This is a genomic window from Bifidobacterium felsineum (genome assembly GCF_002802915.1).
GTDB lineage: Bacteria > Actinomycetota > Actinomycetes > Actinomycetales > Bifidobacteriaceae > Bifidobacterium > Bifidobacterium felsineum.
Genome location: NZ_PEBJ01000003.1, coordinates 1 through 17,730, shown reverse-complemented (window position 1 = coordinate 17,730; position 17,730 = coordinate 1). Strand labels below are relative to the sequence as shown.

Annotated in this window: 14 protein-coding genes; all 14 read left to right on the top strand. The window is 56.5% G+C overall.

The features are described 5' to 3' along the window. Positions 1-43: 43 nt before the first annotated feature. The 14 genes from CSQ86_RS06455 to CSQ86_RS06390 all read left to right on the top strand — a co-directional run bounded on the left by CSQ86_RS06455 (position 44) and on the right by CSQ86_RS06390 (position 17,258). Positions 44-1,465: a C1 family peptidase gene (locus tag CSQ86_RS06455; RefSeq protein ID WP_100494304.1), complete on the top strand. Its 1,422-nt coding sequence runs from the start codon at positions 44-46 to the stop codon at positions 1,463-1,465. 117 nt (positions 1,466-1,582) lie between these two features. Beyond that, positions 1,583-3,055, top strand: coding sequence for a glycine--tRNA ligase (locus CSQ86_RS06450; RefSeq protein WP_100494303.1), 1,473 nt, complete (start codon positions 1,583-1,585; stop codon positions 3,053-3,055). 155 nt (positions 3,056-3,210) lie between these two features. Next, the gene (gene dusB, locus CSQ86_RS06445) at positions 3,211-4,452 is read left to right on the top strand and encodes a tRNA dihydrouridine synthase DusB (protein ID WP_100494302.1); all 1,242 of its coding nucleotides are present in this window, start codon (positions 3,211-3,213) and stop codon (positions 4,450-4,452) included. 100 nt (positions 4,453-4,552) lie between these two features. Continuing rightward, positions 4,553-5,761 (top strand): cell division protein FtsZ, encoded by a 1,209-nt coding sequence (gene ftsZ, locus CSQ86_RS06440; protein WP_100494301.1) that lies wholly within the window; start codon positions 4,553-4,555, stop codon positions 5,759-5,761. Between the two features lie 12 nt (positions 5,762-5,773). Continuing rightward, complete coding sequence (locus CSQ86_RS06435) at positions 5,774-6,262, top strand: cell division protein SepF (protein ID WP_100494300.1); 489 nt, start codon at positions 5,774-5,776, stop codon at positions 6,260-6,262. Positions 6,263-6,387: 125 nt separating this feature from the next. Further along, positions 6,388-6,690: a YggT family protein gene (locus tag CSQ86_RS06430; protein WP_100494299.1), complete on the top strand. Its 303-nt coding sequence runs from the start codon at positions 6,388-6,390 to the stop codon at positions 6,688-6,690. A gap of 150 nt (positions 6,691-6,840) precedes the next feature. Next, positions 6,841-8,151, top strand: a complete 1,311-nt coding sequence (locus CSQ86_RS06425) for a DivIVA domain-containing protein (protein WP_100494298.1) — start codon at positions 6,841-6,843, stop codon at positions 8,149-8,151. A gap of 20 nt (positions 8,152-8,171) precedes the next feature. After that, complete coding sequence (locus tag CSQ86_RS06420; protein ID WP_100494297.1) at positions 8,172-8,714, top strand: signal peptidase II; 543 nt, start codon at positions 8,172-8,174, stop codon at positions 8,712-8,714. After that, positions 8,714-9,655, top strand: coding sequence for an RluA family pseudouridine synthase (locus CSQ86_RS06415; RefSeq protein ID WP_100494296.1), 942 nt, complete (start codon positions 8,714-8,716; stop codon positions 9,653-9,655). Before CSQ86_RS06420 ends, CSQ86_RS06415 begins: the two co-directional genes overlap by 1 nt. Before the next feature lie 148 nt (positions 9,656-9,803). Beyond that, complete coding sequence (gene dnaE / locus CSQ86_RS06410; protein ID WP_165773775.1) at positions 9,804-13,361, top strand: DNA polymerase III subunit alpha; 3,558 nt, start codon at positions 9,804-9,806, stop codon at positions 13,359-13,361. A 22-nt stretch (positions 13,362-13,383) separates the two neighbouring features. Next, on the top strand, positions 13,384-13,782 hold the full coding sequence (locus CSQ86_RS06405) for a DUF4186 domain-containing protein (protein WP_100494294.1): 399 nt from the start codon (positions 13,384-13,386) through the stop codon (positions 13,780-13,782). Positions 13,783-13,864: 82 nt separating this feature from the next. Beyond that, positions 13,865-14,746, top strand: a complete 882-nt coding sequence (locus CSQ86_RS06400) for an aldo/keto reductase (RefSeq protein ID WP_100494293.1) — start codon at positions 13,865-13,867, stop codon at positions 14,744-14,746. A 111-nt stretch (positions 14,747-14,857) separates the two neighbouring features. After that, a complete protein-coding gene (locus CSQ86_RS06395) occupies positions 14,858-16,735 on the top strand; it encodes an oleate hydratase (protein ID WP_100494292.1) in 1,878 nt (625 codons plus the stop codon). 22 nt (positions 16,736-16,757) lie between these two features. Beyond that, a complete protein-coding gene (locus tag CSQ86_RS06390) occupies positions 16,758-17,258 on the top strand; it encodes a GNAT family N-acetyltransferase (protein ID WP_100494291.1) in 501 nt (166 codons plus the stop codon). The last annotated feature ends 472 nt before the right edge of the window (positions 17,259-17,730 follow it).

Sequence of the window (17,730 nt, the reverse complement as noted above, 5' to 3'; positions counted from 1 at the left end):
AGGATAAAGCTCGTTTGCTTGAATTCCCAATTCTTCGGGAGGAATGATGACCAATCAATCTGCTGTTGACGCCGCGCATCTCAAGGAATATTCGCGTGCATTCAATGCTGACCGTGCCAATCTGGTGGCCGCCAATGCGGCTGTCTCCTCCGGTGTGCTTGCCGCAGCCACCGATTACCAGGGCCTACGCAATCTGCCTCGAGACTTCTCCATCGAGCTGAAGCAAGGCTCCATCACCAATCAGGAGCGTTCAGGTCGTTGCTGGATGTTCGCATCGCTCAACACGCTGCGTTATGAACTTATGCATCACTGGAATCTCGAGGATTTCGAATTCTCCGAAACCTACCTGTTCTTCTGGGATGCCATCGAAAAGTCCAACACCTATCTTGAGCATGTGCTGGAGACCTTGGATGAGCCCACTGATTCCCGCATCTTCGAGGTCATCAATGATGGACCGTCCGATGATGGCGGTTGGTGGCAGATGTTCGCTGCGCTGGTCAATAAATATGGTTTGGTGCCGAAATCCGCATACCCGGAATCCGCGAACTCCCGCGATTCGGATGCGTTCAAGCAGTATCTCAACACTAAACTGCGTGAGTTCGCCGCGGATTTGCGTCGCCGTCATGTCGCCGGCGAGTCTGTGGAGACATTGCGCGAAGCCAAGCGCAAGGATATGAACACGGTGTATCGCATCTGCGCCGTTGCGCTTGGCGAGCCGCCGGAGACGTTCGATTTCCTGGCACGAGTCAAGGATGACGACGATGACAAGGACGAGAAGGATAAGACCGGCAAGTCCGCGCAGACCAAGAGCGAATCCGGCAAGGACGAACGCAAGCAGATTCGCGAAACCGGCATCACCCCGCTTCAGTTCTATAAGAAGTACGTGCCGGTGGACGTCAACGATTTCGTCACCATCTCCAACGCCCCGATGGTTCGCACGCCATTCGGCAAGCGCTACCGCATTCGTTACACCGCGAATGTGATCGAAGCCGGTGATATGGAATTCGTCAACGTGCCGCTTGATGTGTTCAAGAAGGCCGCCGTCGATCAGATCGCAGCCGGACACCCGGTCTGGTTCGCTTGCGACTGCATGCAGTTCGCGCTACGCGGCGAAGGCATCTTCGACCGCGACACTGTGCGCGTGGATCAGCTGTTCGGCACTGAATTCACCTTCGACAAGGCGGACGGCCTCGAATACGGCGACCGTCCGAGCAATCACGCGATGACACTCACCGGCGTGAACCTGGACGAAAACGGCAAGCCGAACCGTTGGAAGATTGAGAACAGCTGGGGCAAGGACAACGGCAAGGATGGCTACTATGTGGCCTCTGATACCTGGTTCGACCAGTTTGTCACCGAACTTATCATCCGTAAGGACATGCTTGACGAGGCCACGCTGGCCGTCGCGCAGTCCAAGCCTGTCGAACTCGAACCGTGGGAGCCGCTGACCCGCCCCTGCCGCTGAGATCGATATTCCCTCGCTGCCCCATATACCCCATATATAAAGATGATGTAGGGGAGTGCCGCTATTCTGAAGCGGTTGTAAGCAAGTCCCCAAACCGTTCAAACCAGAAGGTGCATTGTGGCTCAATCTAAACTCGATGAAGTCGTATCCCTCGCAAAACGTCGTGGCTTCGTATTCCCTGCCGGTGAAATCTATGGCGGCACTCGTTCCGCCTGGGATTACGGCCCCCTTGGCGTTGCCTTGAAGGACAACATCAAGCGTGAATGGTGGCGTTCCATGGTCGTCACCCGTCCCGACGTGGTCGGCGTGGACACCTCCATCATCCTGCCGCCTGAAGTATGGGTGGCTTCCGGCCACGTAAGCGTGTTCAATGATCCGCTCGTCGAGTGCCTGAACTGCCACAAGCGCAATCGTGCCGACAAGCTTGAGGAATCCTACGCCGAAAAGCATGGCGATAAGTTGCCGGAGAACGGCATGAAGGACATCGTCTGCCCGAACTGCGGCACCCGTGGCGAGTGGACCGAACCGCGCGACTTCAACATGATGCTGCGCACCCATCTTGGCCCGGTCGAGGATGAAAACAGCCTGCACTACCTGCGCCCGGAAACCGCTCAGGGCATCTTCGTGGACTTCAAGAACGTGATGACCTCCTCTCGTTCCAAGCCGCCGTTCGGCATCGCGAACATGGGTAAGTCCTTCCGTAACGAGATCACTCCCGGCAACTTCATCTTCCGTACCCGCGAGTTCGAGCAGATGGAGATGGAGTTCTTCGTCAAGCCGGGCACCGATGAGGAGTGGCACCAGTACTGGATTGACGCTCGTACCCAGTGGTATCTCGACCTTGGCGTCAAGCCGGAGAACCTGCGCCACTACGAGCATCCGAAGGAGAAGCTGGCCCACTATTCCAAGCGCACCGTGGACATCGAATACAAATTCGGCTTCCAGGGCTCCGACTGGGGCGAGCTCGAAGGCATCGCCAACCGCACCGATTTCGATCTTTCTGCTCATGCCAAGCACTCCGGCGAGGATCTGAGCTACTTCAACCAGGCCACCGGTGAGAAGTACATTCCGTACGTCATCGAACCGGCTGCAGGCTTGACCCGATCCCTGATGTGCTTCCTCGTGGATGCCTACGATGTGGACGAGGCCCCGAACACCAAGGGCGGCGTCGACAAGCGTACCGTGCTGCGCCTTGATCCGCGTCTGGCTCCGATCAAGGCTGCGGTGCTGCCGCTGTCCAAGAAGCCGGAACTGCAGGAAGTGGCTCACAACCTGGCCGCCGACCTGCGCTTCAACGAGTGGATGATCGACTACGACGAGTCCGGGGCCATTGGCCGCCGTTACCGTCGTCAGGATGAAATCGGCACTCCGCTGTGCATCACCGTGGACTTCGACACCCTCGAGGACCATGCCGTGACCATTCGCGAACGCGATACGATGACTCAGGAACGCGTCGCCCTCGACAAGGTGGCTGATTATGTCGCCGCTCGCATCAGCGAGAAGCGCACCCGTGTGCCGCTGAAGCCTGTCGAAATGGGTGGTGAACCTTGGCCTGCTTCCGGTATTCAGGAAGCCGGCGGTTTGTACTGATCGGCGGACAGGAAGATATCGATTCTGGCTCCCCTTCTTGAGGGAGCTGTCACCTTAGGTGACTGGGGGAGCACCGTATGCTCCGGACTTACCCTCAGTTTTGCATTGCAAGGCAGCTCCTCTCAGCGAGGGGAGTCGAACTATGTAGGAACAACGTGACAGATAATGCTGAAACCGTGATTACCGAGCATCACGAAACCGATAACCTCGATCCACGTACGGACGCACCAGCCCGTACGGATGTGCCTGCGCATATCGCACCCGTGCAACTCGGCAACATCACTGTGCCCACTCCGGTCGTGTTGTCGCCGATGGCGGGAGTGACCAACTGGCCTTTCCGCGTGATTTGCGAGGAATATGGTCCCGATGGTCTGTATGTGGCGGAGATGATCACCGCACGTGCGCTGGTGGCGCGCAATCCCAAGGCATTGCGACTATGCCATTTTGCGCCGAGTGAGAAGATTCGTTCGCTGCAGCTGTACGGCGTCAATCCCTCCATTACCGAGCAAGCCGCAAAAATCGTGGTCGACGAGGGAATGGCCGACCACGTGGACCTGAATTTTGGCTGTCCGGTTCCCAAGGTCACCCGTCGAGGTGGCGGTTCGGCATTGCCGTGGAAGACGGATATATTCAGCGATTTGATTTCCCGTGTGGTCGCCGTATGCGAGCCTGCGGGCATCCCGGTGACCGCCAAGATCCGTGTCGGCATCGATCACGAGCATGAGACCTTCCTTGAAGCGGGGCACATCGCCCAGGAGGAAGGTTGCAAGGCGGTAACGCTCCATGCGCGCACCACGGCTGAATATTATGGTGGTCATTCGGATTGGTTGCGTATCGGCGAGCTCAAATCCCATCTTGATATTCCGGTATTCGGCAATGGCGATATCTGGGGCGCCGAAGATGCGCTGGAAATGGTGCGAGAAACCGGTTGCGATGGCGTCGCAATCGGCCGTGGATGCCAAGGCAGGCCGTGGCTGTTCGCCAACATCAAGAATGCGTTCGCCGGCGATCCGGAACGCGTCAATCCAAACCTTGGGGAGGTCTGTAAGGTCATTCATCGGCACGCCGAACTGCTCACCCAGTTCTATGACGGTGACGAGATGATGGCGGTGCACGATCTGCGTAAGCACATTGCTTGGTACCTGAAGGGCTTCCCTGTAGGTGGATCTACGCGAAAAGCCTTTATGGAATGCGAGAATCTGGCTGACGTGGACCGCGAAATCGCCCGACTTGATCCGACCATTGAATACCCACCGCGAGTCATCGATAAGCCACGTGGTCGTGTGCGCTTTGCCAAGAAAGTGCATCTGCCATACGGATGGCTGGAATCGCGTACCACCTCCCATGAGGAGCGCGAAGCCTTGTTCGGCGATGACCCGATGGACGCTAGTTATTAAAAATATTGCACAACACGCACTATTCCATGTGCGAATTGACTCCACGAGTAGGCCAGTTGCGCTACTCTTGGGTGTAACCGTGAAGTGACAGGAGCCAAACGTGAGCGAGATCGCCCAGACTGAGTTCAACGACAAGACCAACATCAAGGTCGTCGGCGTAGGCGGAGCCGGCGGCAATGCCGTTAACCGTATGATCGCCGAAGGATTGCAGAACGTTGAATTTGTGGCGGTAAACACCGACGCGAAGGATTTGCTGCGATCTGACGCTGATGTCAAGATCTCTCTTTCCGATAAGTCCAGTCGTGGTCTTGGCGCTGGAGCCGACCCCGAGCGTGGCGCAAAGGCGGCGCAGGATCACCAGTCGGATATCGAGGAATCCCTCAAGGGCGCCGACATGGTCTTCGTCACCTGTGGCGAAGGCGGCGGCACTGGTACTGGCGCCAGCCCCATCGTGGCGCGCGCCGCGCACCAGCAGGGTGCCCTGACCATTGCCGTGGTCACCCGTCCGTTCAGTTTCGAAGGCCCGCAGCGTTCCGCATCAGCTGATTACGGCATTGAGAACCTGCGCAAGGAAGTCGATGCCCTTATCGTCATCCCGAACGATCGTCTACTTGAGCTGTCCGATCGCTCCATCGGCATCATCGAGGCTTTCAAGACCGCAGATACCGCACTCTTGGCCGGTGTGCAAGGCATTACCGATCTGATTTCCATGAATTCCTACATTCATGTGGACTTCTCCGATGTGAACTCCATTCTGCGTGGGGCGGGCACCGCACTGTTCGGCATCGGTTCAGCCCGGGGCGAGGATCGTGCGACCCAGGCCGCCGAAATCGCCATCAGCTCCCCACTGCTGGAGGAAAGCATCGAGGGCGCTCATGGTGCGCTCATCAACATCGCCGGCCCGACCGATCTGAAGCTGCAGGAAGCTTCCGCCGCCACCGAACTGGTGCGTAAGGCCATTCACCCCGAGGCCCAGATCATTTGGGGTCTTGCATTGGATGATGCCTACGGCGACGAGGTGCGTGTTACCGTCATCGCAGCTGGATTCGATCATGTATCCTCTCAGGATGATGCTGATCAGGAAGTGGTGACTCCGGTAGTGCCCACTCAGGCAGCAAAGCCCGCCGCAACTCCCGCGGCTACGGTGGCCCAGCCCGCTCCGGCTGCACAGCCTTCGGCTCAGCCGGCGTTCGTGCCTACCACCGGGGATTCCGCGTCGCTGCCGTTCGATGACCCGACTTCCGAACATCCGACCATCTCTCTCAACGATCCCGCAGGCGATCTCGACATCCCTGATTTCCTGCGCTGAAAGGACTAATCCATGGCTGGGTTCATGAAGAACGCGATGTCCTATCTGGGCATGAGCGATGTGGCCGACGATGATGATGAGTTCGTCGAGGAGGAAGAGGAGCAGCAAAAGCCGCAGCCGAAACCCAACTTCGATTCCGATCACACGGTGACCCCGATGGCTCAGACGTCCACGACCACGAATTCGTCTGCGAAGACCACGCCTTTCCAAGGCAGCGGCCGAGTAAATCGTATTACCACGATTCACCCCAAGTCCTATGAGGATGCACAGCTGGTTGGCCGTGCCCTTCGCGATGGCGTGCCGGTGGTCCTGAATCTGACTGGCGTCTCCGAGGCCGTAGCCTATCGCATTGTTGACTTCTCCGCTGGCGTGGTGTTCGGTGTCCGTGGCTCTCTCGAGCGTGTGACTCCGCGTGTGTTCCTGCTCAGCCCAGCGCAGGTCAACATCAAGGTCGAGGAGCCTGCGAACGCGGCTTCCGCCCGCGATCTCTTCTCTGACTGATCTGACTGAGCCTGGAGTTTTTACTGGCGTTTTCGCTGACAATTGGCCGATCCCTGTAAAGGAGTCGGCCAATTGTCATTGTGCTCCCAGCAAATTGTTCATATCCGCTTGTTAGGCTTACGCCCATGTTGTCCTTTGGTTTTGCTCTTATCGGCCGTATACTTGGCGGTCTGATCAACGCCTACATCACCGTGCTGATCATCCGTATGGTTCTCGACTGGGTTTCCATATTGGCACGCAACTGGTACCCGCGCGGCATCGTGGCGCAGCTTATCAACCTTGTGTACACCATCACCGAACCGCCACTGCGCTGGCTGCGCCAATACATCCGACCATTGCCGCTGGGAGCGATTAGCCTTGATATGAGCTTCCTGGTGTTGTATTTCGCTTTGGTGATACTCGAAAGTGTTGTTTACATCATCTTCTGATACGAAAAATCAGCTGATTTTAATACAAATACGGCATGTCGCGCCTTGAAAATCGGCACAGAACCCTCATGAAACGATGGGGTCGTGATAGCATCAATACTTGATACCAACGTAAGCGAGGGCAAAGCCCCAAAGCGAGGTGCAATATTTATGGCTCTGTTGACGCCGAAGGATATTAGGGAGCATACCTTCCAGACCGTGCGATTCAAGGAAGGCTACGATGTCGACGAGGTTGACGACTTCCTCGATCAGGTCACGGAGACTGTGGAGGCTCTGGGACGTCAGGCTGTAGCCGGCGGACAGGCGACTCAGGCTCTGGGTCCCGACGTGACCAACCTGAATGCCAAGATTTCCGAGCTGACCGGTCAGGTGCAGCAGCTGCAGGCAGAGAATGCCGATCTGAAGAAGGCAGCTGCACAGGGTCCTCAGGCTTCCGCCGAGGGTGAGCAGGCTGCACAGCTGGCAGCCACGAAGCTGAGCGAAGCTGAGGAATCCAACCGCGCTCTCGCCGCTCAGAACGATCAGCTCAAGGGCCAGGTTGATCAGCTCAACGCTCAGATCGACCAGCTCACTGCTCAGGCTGCTCAGGCTTCCGGCAACCAGGAGGCCGTCGGCCAGCAGATTGCAGCCATTCAGAAGGAACGCGATCAGTTCCGTGCCGCCAATGAAGAGCTGTCCCGTCAGCTTGCTGCCGCTCAGCAGCAGGGTGGCGTCGCCCAGCAGCAGGCCGCTCAGATTCAGGAGCTGTCCCGTCAGCTGGAAGAAGCCAAGCAGCGCGAGAACCAGCTGCGTGCCCAGGTTTCCAAGGTCGAGCCGAGCACCGAGACCGGTTCCCTGCAGAAGATTGCAGGTGCTGCTTCCATGCCGGGCAGCGAGCCGGAGCGCGCTACCGCAATGCTGACTTTGGCCATGCAGCTGCACGATCAGTATGTCGAGAAGGGCAAGACCAAGGCTAAGGAAATCACCGAAGCCAGCCAGAACAAGTACAACGATCTGGTCACCAAGGCCAACACCTACTCCGACCGCACCCGTTCCGAGGCCGATGCCTACCGTGATCGCGTACATGCTGATGCCGATGCCTACTCCAAGAGCACTCGTTCTGATGCCGACGCCTACTCCGAGAACACCCGTGCCGACGCAGACGCCTACTCCGAGAAGACCCGTCAGGATGCCGATAAGTACTCCAAGACCCAGCACACCGATGCTGACGAGTACGAGGCAGATGTGCAGCGTCGTGCAGCGGAATACGATAAGCAGACTCGTTCCGCCGCCGATACCTATGCACAGCAGGTTCGCGACAACCTGCAGAACCAGTCCAAGGTCATCGAAGGCAACATTCAGAGCCTCAAGCAGTTCGAGACCGAATACCGTGCACGCCTCACCGAGTTCCTCGGCCAGCTGGCAGCTCAGGTTTCCGAGTCGAACAACTACCAGGACCAGACCTCGTCCAAGGCTAACTGAGCGTAGGTAGGTTAGGTCGTATGACGAACCAACAGGGACGGCTGCGCATTCGCGCGGCCGTCTTTGCATGTGTAGCAGCCGCCGCCTTGATTGTCGATCAGCTCACGAAAGCGTGGGCTATGGCGGCATTATCCGATGGCCAGACCATCGTAGTGATTCCAAAGTTGCTTTCCTTCACGCTTGTCCGCAATCCTGGCGCTTCGCTGGGTATGGGGTCTGGTGCAACATGGGTGATCTCTTTGCTGGCTATCGCCGCGTGCTGTGCGTTGCTTTATTGCGGCTTGCGCACGGTATCGCTGAAATGGACCGCTGTATTGTCCTTCGCTTTTGCAGGCGCGTTTGGTAATCTCATCGACCGCGTTATGTATGCCGATGGATTTCTCAATGGCAAAGTCGTGGATTTCCTGAATTATGGATGGTCGGTCGGCAATGTGGCCGATGTGTATCTGGTCATTGCCGGTATCGCCATCGTGATTCTGATTCTGCTTAATGAGCCATTCTCCGGTAAGGATCTGCAGCCTCAGCACAGTGATGATACTGAAACAAAGGTGGACGCCGAGTAATGAATCGTATGGTTCCTGCTCCTGACGCGCTCATCGGTAAACGATTCGATATCGCCGTGGCGAAAATGCTCGGCATTTCCCGCTCCAAGGCTGCGGAGTTGATTGATTCCGGTCAGGCTCGTGTGCTTGGCCGTGATGTCGCTCGATCCAGCATCCTAGCTGCAGGAGAGACTGTCGAATTCGATTTGACCGAAGAGCATGCGGAACCTGAGCCTATCGCCAACGATATGGCAGTGGTCTATGAAGATGATGATGTCGTCGTAGTCGATAAGCCCGTTGGCGTTGCCGCTCACGCTTCAGTCGGTTGGACCGGCCCTACGGTTTTGGGTTCTTTGCGAGACCGCGGCGTGCATATCACCGCTCTCGGTGCGGCGGGCCGAGAAGGCATCGTTTCCCGTTTGGACGTTGGAACGTCGGGCCTGATGCTCGTCTGCAAGTCCGATCTTGCCTACACTGAAATGCGCCGGCAGTTCTCGGAGCATGAGGTCAAGAAAACATATCATGCGCTGGTACAGGGGTCGTTGAAGCAGGATAAAGCCACTATCGAGGCGCCGATCGGCCGGGCGAAGGTCTCCGATTTCCGCTTTTGCGTAACCCCTGCCGGCAAACCCGCCGTGACCCATTGGGATGTGATGGAACGATTCGGCCATGAGGCCACGCTGGTTTCCGTAAACCTTGAAACCGGGCGTACGCATCAGATTCGTGTGCATTTCTCCTCGATCGGTCACCCATTATGCGGAGACCCGATGTATGGTGCCAATCCAGTGTTATCCGAGGCGCTTGGTCTGGACCGCCAATGGCTGCATGCGATGAAACTTGAATTCCGCCATCCGCGTACCCGCATATGGACCACAGTGGAATCCCATTATCCCGCTGATTTGGCACAGGCGCTTGAAATCATGCGGGATCGTCACACAGATGTTGCTCCCATAGCTTCCTGACTGTAGGTTTTCGAACTCTTACTGTAGGTTTTTTGACGTTCACTGTAGGTTTTTGAACGAAAAACGTTGAAAATCCTACGGTCGGTGTTGAAAAACCTACAGTCAGCAACGGTGAAGGCTGAGAAGAGCGTGCGGTATGGTGGAACGCATGGCTGAAATGGGGAACTTCGTACATCTGCACAACCACACGCACTATTCGTTGTTGGATGGTGCCTCGAAGATTCCGGCATTGGCGAAACGCGTAGCCGAATTAGGTATGCCGGCCGTTGCCATCACCGACCATGGCAACATGCATGGCGCTTATGAGATGTATACCAATTGCGTCTCCAACGGCGTCAAACCGATCATCGGCATCGAGGCGTATGTGACACCGGAGACCGCTCGTCAGGATAAGTCTCGTGTGCATTGGGGCACCGAAGCCCAACGACGTGATGATGTGTCCGGTGGTGGTTTGATTACCCATATGACCATGTGGGCGGAAAACGATGAGGGTCTGGTCAATCTCATCAAAGCCTCCTCGGTTGCGAACCTCGAGGGCCGTGTGATGCGATATCCGCGTATGGATAAGGAAGTCTTGGCCACCTACTCCAAAGGCGTGATCGCTTCATCCGGCTGCCCCTCCGGTATCATTCAAACGCGCTTGCGTTTGGGGCAGTTCGATGAGGCGTTGCGTGCGGCGGGGGAGTTCCAGGATATTTTCGGCCGGGATAACTTCTTCATCGAGCTGATGGATCACGGGCTTTCGATTGAAACGCAGGTGACCAAGGACCTGCTGACCATTGCGAAGAAGCTCAATGCTCCTATTCTGGCGACGAATGATTCGCATTATGTGCATGCCGAGGATGCCGGCGCACAGGATGCGATGCTGTGCATCAATTCAGGTTCCCGTCTCGACGACCCGGACCGGTTCAAGTTCGATGGAACAGGTTATTACATCAAAACGGGCGAGGAGATGCGCACCCTGTTCAAGGAGTTTCCTGAGGCATGCGACAATACGCTGAGGATAGCCGAGCGTTGCAATGTGATGTTCGATGATCACGAGGACGGCGCGTTCATGCCGAAGTTCCCCTGCCCTGAGGGATGGGATGAGACTTCCTTGTTCCTGAAGAAGGTCGAGGAGGGTCTGGAGAAGCGGTATGACGGCAACCCTCCTCTTGAGGTGCTGAAGCAGGCTGATTACGAATGCGGTGTGATCTGCCAGATGCAGTTCTGCGGCTACTTCCTGGTGGTGGCCGACTACATCCAGTGGGCGAAGGACCACGGCATCATGGTGGGGCCGGGCCGTGGCTCGGCGGCAGGTGCAATGGTGGCCTATGCAATGGGCATCACTGAGTTGGATCCATTGAAGCATGGTCTGATCTTCGAGAGGTTCCTGAACCCGGAACGTGTGTCCCTGCCGGATATCGACGTCGACTTCGACCCTGAAGGCCGCGCCCGTGTGATTGAGTATTGCGGCGAGAAGTACGGCACCGATAAGGTTGCGCAGTGTGTGATCTACGGCACGATCAAGACGAAGCAGGCGTTGAAGGATTCGGCTCGAATCATGGGTTACGAATTCTCGGTGGGTGAGAAGGTCACCAAGGCGTTGCCTCCTGCTGCCACGGGCGGTAAGGATATCAGCCTGCACGACATATTCGATCCGACGGCGAAACGCTATGCGGAGGCACGTGAGTTCCGTGAGATGTACGAATCCGACCCGGATGCACGCCGCATCACCGATGAGGCCAAAGGTATCGAAGGTCTGATTCGCCAGACGGGTGTGCATGCATGCGCCACGATTATGGGTAGCGCGCCGATCACGGACACGAGCCCATTGCTGGAACGTACCGACGGCACGATCACGACCACGTTCGAATACCATACGTGCGAAACGTTGGGCCTGGTCAAGATGGATTTCCTTGGACTCTCCAACTTGACGGTGATTCATGACACGTTGAGGAACATCGAGGCGAACGGCAAACCGGCCATCGACTATACGAAGATTCCGCTGGACGACAAGCCCACCTATGAGCTGTTGTCGCGCGGCGACACGTTGGGCGTGTTCCAGCTGGATTCCGACGGCATGCGTTCCCTGCTCAAAACGTTGAAGCCGGATAACTTCAACGATATTTCCGCATTGATCGCCCTGTATCGTCCGGGCCCGATGTCGATGGACTCGCACACCAATTACGCAAAGCGTAAGAATGGTTTACAGAAGATCACGCCGATTCACCCCGAGCTTGAGGAACCGCTGAAGCAGGTGCTCGACGAGACGTATGGTCTGATCATCTATCAGGAGCAGGTGCAGTCCGCAGCTCGTATTTTGGCCGGCTACTCGCTGGGCAAGGCAGATGTGCTGCGTCGAGCCATGGGTAAGAAGAAGCCTGAAGTGCTGGCCAAGGAGAAGGTGCCGTTCTTCGCCGGTATGAAAGAGCACGGCTACTCCGAGGAAGCCGCCAACGCGGTGTGGGATATCCTGGTCCCATTCTCCGGTTACGCGTTCAACAAGGCGCACTCCGCCGCCTATGGCCTGATTTCCTATTGGACCGCGTATTTGAAGACCCATTATCCGGTCGAATTCATGGCCGCCTTGCTGCAAGGTGCGGCCACGAACAAGGACAAGACCGCCTTGTATCTTGGCGAAGCACGCCGCATGGGCATTCAAGTGCTTTCCCCAGACGTGAACGAATCGGTGTACGAATACTCCGCAGTCGGTGACGTAGTCCGATTCGGTTTGGGTGCCATCCGCAATGTGGGCGAAAAAGCCGTGGCGGATATCATCGCCGAGCGCGAAGGTCCGCGCGGCAAGTTCGTGAACTTCATGGACTTCATTCGTCGTGTGCCGCTGACTGCGCTGAACCGTCGACTGGTCGAATCCTTGATTAAAGCCGGTGCGTTCGACTCCATCGATCCGAACCGCCGCGCTTTGTTCACCGTGCACGAGGCCGCCATCGACTCGGTGGTGAGTCTGAAGCGCAAGCAAGCCGAGGGACAATTCGACCTGTTCTCTGATGATGAGGACGGGGGAGCCGAGGCCATGGGCGATGCTTCCGTGACTGTTCCTGATGTGGAGGAGTGGGATAAGAAGACCAAGCTCAATTTCGAACGTGAAATGCTTGGCCTGTATGTGTCCGACCATCCGCTTTCAGGTATGCAATCCGTGTTGGCCAGCTTGAGGGAGATGTCGATCGCACATCTGATCGACCGCGCCAAAACCATGCCCGACGGCCAACAGGTCACGTTGGCCGGCCTCGTGACCGGTGTGGATCGTCGTGTTTCCAAGAAGGGAAACCCGTGGGCCATTGTCACCATTGAGGACATGGAAAGCAGTATCCAATGCATGTTCTTCGGCAAGGTCTATGAAGCCGCCGCCGCAGAGCTTGCGGTGGATGCCGTGGTGCAGATTCGCGGACAAGTGGAACTGCGTGACGAAACGGTATCCTTGAGGGCTACGGAAATGCAGGTGCCCACGTTGGAAGCCGAGGATGAACGACCGCTGCTCATCACCTTGCCGACTGTGGCATTGGAACGCGACCGTATGGCTCGCCTTGGGCAGGTGTTGGCCAGCCACCCTGGATACAGCGAAGTCCATCTTGCCATCATGGATGAGAAGGGCAACGCTCAGGTGCTGACGTTCGGTGATCGGTTCCGTGTGAAGCGTGATACGTCACTATTCGCCGAAATCAAGATTCTCTTTGGCCCAAGCTGTCTACCTGCTGCCGCGTAATTCGCGACTACCATAGCGAACCGTGGCTAACGTGGAAGCTGAACAAGACGAACAACGCTGGATAGCGGAAACCTTGGAGCGGTTGTCTCATTCGAAATTTCGCGCCAAGTTCGTGCTCTCGGATAAAGACCGTGCCTACGCTCGCGCCAAAGGCAAAGCCATCATCAATCGGCATGCGCATGAGATGCTGCATGATCGCGTAGGAGCCGCCGAACCTAAAAATGACGGCAGACAAACGCCGTGGCGCGGGCATCCAGTATTCACGGCCCAACATGCAACGGCCACCTGTTGCCGCGGCTGTATTGAAAAATGGCATCACATTCCCCAAGGCCGGGCACTTACTGATGAAGAGACCAATAGGCTCGCGGATTTGGTTATGGCTTGGATCGAACGTGATTTGATTCACCATCCGGTGCAGTAATCGGGTGAGATGCTGGCCAGACGAACGTCGCAAACTTACAATGGGCGAGGAATAAGAATCGCATGGAAGGGAAGCGATATCTATGAGCCAGCAACTCGAATCGCCATCAATCACGTTACAAGACAAAGCCAAGTCCGTTATCCCGCAAATTGGATTCGGTACGTTCCAGATTCCGCCAGAGGATACGCAGCGCGCCGTTGAGGAAGCTTTGGAAATCGGTTATCGCCATATTGATACCGCAGCCGCCTACTACAACGAAGAGCAGGTGGGTGATGCGCTCAAAGCCACTGGCATGGCCGGCAAGGTTTGGGTGACCACCAAACTGCGCAATTGTGACCAAGGCTATGACTCGGCGATGGTGGCATTCGAGGAATCCCGCAAGAAGCTCAAGGTCGATGTCATTGACATGTACCTGATTCACTGGCCGTTCCCCGCTGCCGGTTTCTATAAGGAAACCTGGCGTGCACTGTTGAAACTTCGTGATGAGGGCGCGATCCGCGTGCCTGCAGTCAGCAACTTCCTGCCTGAACATCTGCGCGTGATCATCGAGGACTCCGGTGAAATGCCTGCCGTCAACCAAATCGAAGTGCATCCGCGATTCAGCCAGCCGGGCAATCTCGCATTCTGCAAGGCGCACGGCATTGTGGCTGAAGCATACAGCCCGCTTGGCCATGGCAAGGATATCGAATCCGAGCCCGTTGTCGCTGCGGCTAAGGCACATGGTGTGACTCCTGCCGAAGTGGTGTTGCGTTGGCACACACAGGAAGGTCGTATCATTATTCCGAAGTCGAAGCATGTGGAACGCATGCGTCAGAACCTTGCCAGCGCTAGCTTCGATCTGACGCCCGCTGAATTGGCTGCCATCGACGCATTGGATGAGCCAAACGGCAATGTGAGCGCCAATCCCGCTACATTCACCCACTCCCAGTCGTGGGCCGATCAGCATGTACGCGGCAATATCTGATAAACCCCACACAATGCCGAGCGTTGCCTATGGCAAAGCGACGAGTAATGCGACAAGATGTCTGTCAAAAGGTTGACGTGATGTCAACATACTCTCCAAAGGAGGAGCGTCATGTACTATTCCAACGGTAATTATGAGGCTTTCGCCCGTCCGAAGAAGCCGGCCGGAGTTGATCACAAGCATGCCTACATCATCGGCACTGGGCTTGCGGCACTGTCTGCAGCCTGCTATCTGGTGCGTGATGGCCAGATGCCCGGCGATCACATTCATATCCTTGAAAAGGACCCGGTACCGGGCGGTGCCTGCGATGGCGCGGATATCCCCGGTCTCGGCTACGTGATGCGCGGCGGCCGAGAGATGGACAATCATTTCGAGGTCATGTGGGATTTGTTCCGCTCGATTCCTTCCATCGAAACCGAGGGCGTGAGCGTACTGGACGAGTACTACTGGCTCAACAAGGAAGACCCGAACTATTCCTTGTGCCGTGCCACCAAGGATCTCGGCAAGGATGCAGGTTTCCAAGGCAAGTTCGGCTTGAGCGACAAAGCCTCCCAAGAGATTATGAAGCTATTCTTCACGCCGGATGAGGAGCTTTATGACAAGCCCATCACCGATTTTTTCGATGACGAGGTGTTGAACTCCAACTTCTGGCTGTACTGGCGCACGATGTTCGCCTTCGAGAACTGGCATTCCGCGCTGGAGATGAAGCTGTACATCAAGCGCTACATCCACCACATCGGCGGTCTGCCTGACTTCTCCGCATTGCGTTTCACTCGCTACAACCAGTACGAATCGATGATTCTGCCGATGGTCAAGTATTTGGAAAGCCACGGTGTGCAATTCCAGTACAACACCAAGGTGGAGAACGTGGAATTCGCCATCGGTGGCGGAGACGGCCCTAAGCGCGAGCATACCGGCGTCGGTCAGGACACGATTTTGAAGATTCAAGCCACCTCCGGTGTCTTCAAGCGCAATCCATACAGCTCGCCCACCAAGAAGCTCGCCGTGCGTTTGGATATCGATCACGAGGGGGAGAAGTCCTCAATCGATCTGACCGCAGATGATCTGGTGTTCATCACCAACGGCGGTTGCGTGGAGAACTCTACGATGGGTTCCCAGAACTCGCCGGCAGCTTGGAATCCGGATTTGAAGCCGGGCGGCGGCTGGGATATGTGGCGCAACATCGCCAAACAGGACCCAAGCTTCGGCCACCCGGACAAGTTCTGCTCCGACCCGCAGGCCACCAAGTGGATGAGCGCCACCGTCACCACCCTCGACAAGGAGATTCCGCCGTATATTCAGAAGATCTGCAAGCGTGACCCGTTCACCGGTCACGTGGTCACCGGCGGCATCGTGACCGTCACCGATTCCAACTGGCTGCTGAGCTGGACGCTGAACCGTCAGCAGCAATTCCGCGATCAGCCCAAAGATCAGCTGTGCGTATGGGTCTATGGTCTGTTCCCGGACAAGCCCGGCAACTATGTGAAGAAGCCGATGACCGAATGCACCGGTGAGGAAATCTGCGAGGAATGGCTCTACCACATGGGCGTCCCGACCGACAAGATCGAGGCGCTCGCCAAGAATCACGCGAATACGGTTCCGGTGATGATGCCATATATCACCGCGTTCTTCATGCCGCGCGCGGCAGGTGACCGCCCGGATGTGGTACCGGATGGCGCTGTGAACTTCGCATTCCTCGGCCAGTTCGCCGAAACCCCACGCGACACGATTTTCACCACCGAGTACTCGATGCGCACTGGCATGGAAGCGGTATACACCTTGCTCGATGTGGACCGTGGCGTGCCGGAAGTGTGGGGCAGCGTCTACGACGTGCGCAACCTGCTCAACGCCACCGTCAAACTGCGCGACGGCAAGCCGGTGACGGATATGAAGCTCAACTTCATCGAAAAGGCGGTGCTTGGCAAAGTGCTGAAGAAACTCGATGGCACTGACATCGCCACCCTCTTGAAGGAATACCACGTCATCTGATTGTCGGAAAGGAAATTCGAATATGACTGCACCGAAAACCTGGACGATTCGGCACGCGACTCTTGCTGACCTTGACGCATTGGTGGCGATTGAAGCGGAATGCTTTCCGGCCGACGAGGCGGCAAGTCGTGAATCGCTCCAAGCTCGGTTGCAGTCATATCCGGAATGCTTCTGGCTACTGACTGATGACGGAGCCATTGCGTCGTTTATCAATGGCTTCGCCACTGACCGCCCTGATCTGACCGATGATATGTATGACGATGCCACGCAACACGACCCACACGGCCAATGGCAGATGATTTTTGGCGTGGATACTGCGCCTCTCTACCAGCATCATGGGTATGCCAGCATGCTGATGCAGCAGGTGATTGAGGATTCGCGTGAGCGCGGTCGCAAAGGTCTGGTGCTCACCTGCAAAGACCGACTGGTCGGCTTCTATGAACGATTCGGCTACAAGGATGAAGGTATCTCCGAGTCCACGCATGGCAATGTGATCTGGCATCAAATGCGCCTGACCTTCTGATTCTCTAGGAGAATTTGAAGGGTTTTTCTCGTTGCCTTGGACGTAGAAGTTCGTTTGGGCAGCGGGAACGATTCATCGCTTTGGGTCTCCTCATGGATGGGGGTTGCCCGTTTGAGTGGGCTGATGGGGAGTTGAACAGGGAATGAATTGTCGCGACACGCCGGTGGCCATGGAATGTCGGTCCTCGCTGATGTGGAAATCGGGCGTAATGTGACAGATAAAGGCGTGGTTTAACTGTTTTGCGACACGCCGAGAGGACGCCGACGTTGCAACGTTTTTGGCGTGTTTTTGTATGCCTGATTTGCGTTTGTTTTGGTTTGCGTGTAAGTTATTCACCTGTTGCCGCTCAGCACGGCGGGCCTCCTGGTTCTGATGGTTCGGGGGTTGGCTTGTTGGTGTGGTGGTGGTTTGAGAACTCAAGAGCGTGTTTGTACTACTTCTTTATAGTCAATGATTGCCAGTCCATCATCTG

What these genes read in the sequence shown, in the direction of transcription:
- CSQ86_RS06455 (WP_100494304.1), top strand. Translation starts at nt 44, where the DNA reads ATGATGACCAATCAATCTGCTGTTGACGCCGCGCATCTCAAGGAATAT.
- CSQ86_RS06435 (WP_100494300.1), top strand. Translation starts at nt 5,774, where the DNA reads ATGGCTGGGTTCATGAAGAACGCGATGTCCTATCTGGGCATGAGCGAT.
- CSQ86_RS06430 (WP_100494299.1), top strand. Translation starts at nt 6,388, where the DNA reads ATGTTGTCCTTTGGTTTTGCTCTTATCGGCCGTATACTTGGCGGTCTG.
- CSQ86_RS06425 (WP_100494298.1), top strand. Translation starts at nt 6,841, where the DNA reads ATGGCTCTGTTGACGCCGAAGGATATTAGGGAGCATACCTTCCAGACC.
- CSQ86_RS06420 (WP_100494297.1), top strand. Translation starts at nt 8,172, where the DNA reads ATGACGAACCAACAGGGACGGCTGCGCATTCGCGCGGCCGTCTTTGCA.
- CSQ86_RS06415 (WP_100494296.1), top strand. Translation starts at nt 8,714, where the DNA reads ATGAATCGTATGGTTCCTGCTCCTGACGCGCTCATCGGTAAACGATTC.
- dnaE (WP_165773775.1), top strand. Translation starts at nt 9,804, where the DNA reads ATGGCTGAAATGGGGAACTTCGTACATCTGCACAACCACACGCACTAT.
- CSQ86_RS06400 (WP_100494293.1), top strand. Translation starts at nt 13,865, where the DNA reads ATGAGCCAGCAACTCGAATCGCCATCAATCACGTTACAAGACAAAGCC.
- CSQ86_RS06395 (WP_100494292.1), top strand. Translation starts at nt 14,858, where the DNA reads ATGTACTATTCCAACGGTAATTATGAGGCTTTCGCCCGTCCGAAGAAG.
- CSQ86_RS06390 (WP_100494291.1), top strand. Translation starts at nt 16,758, where the DNA reads ATGACTGCACCGAAAACCTGGACGATTCGGCACGCGACTCTTGCTGAC.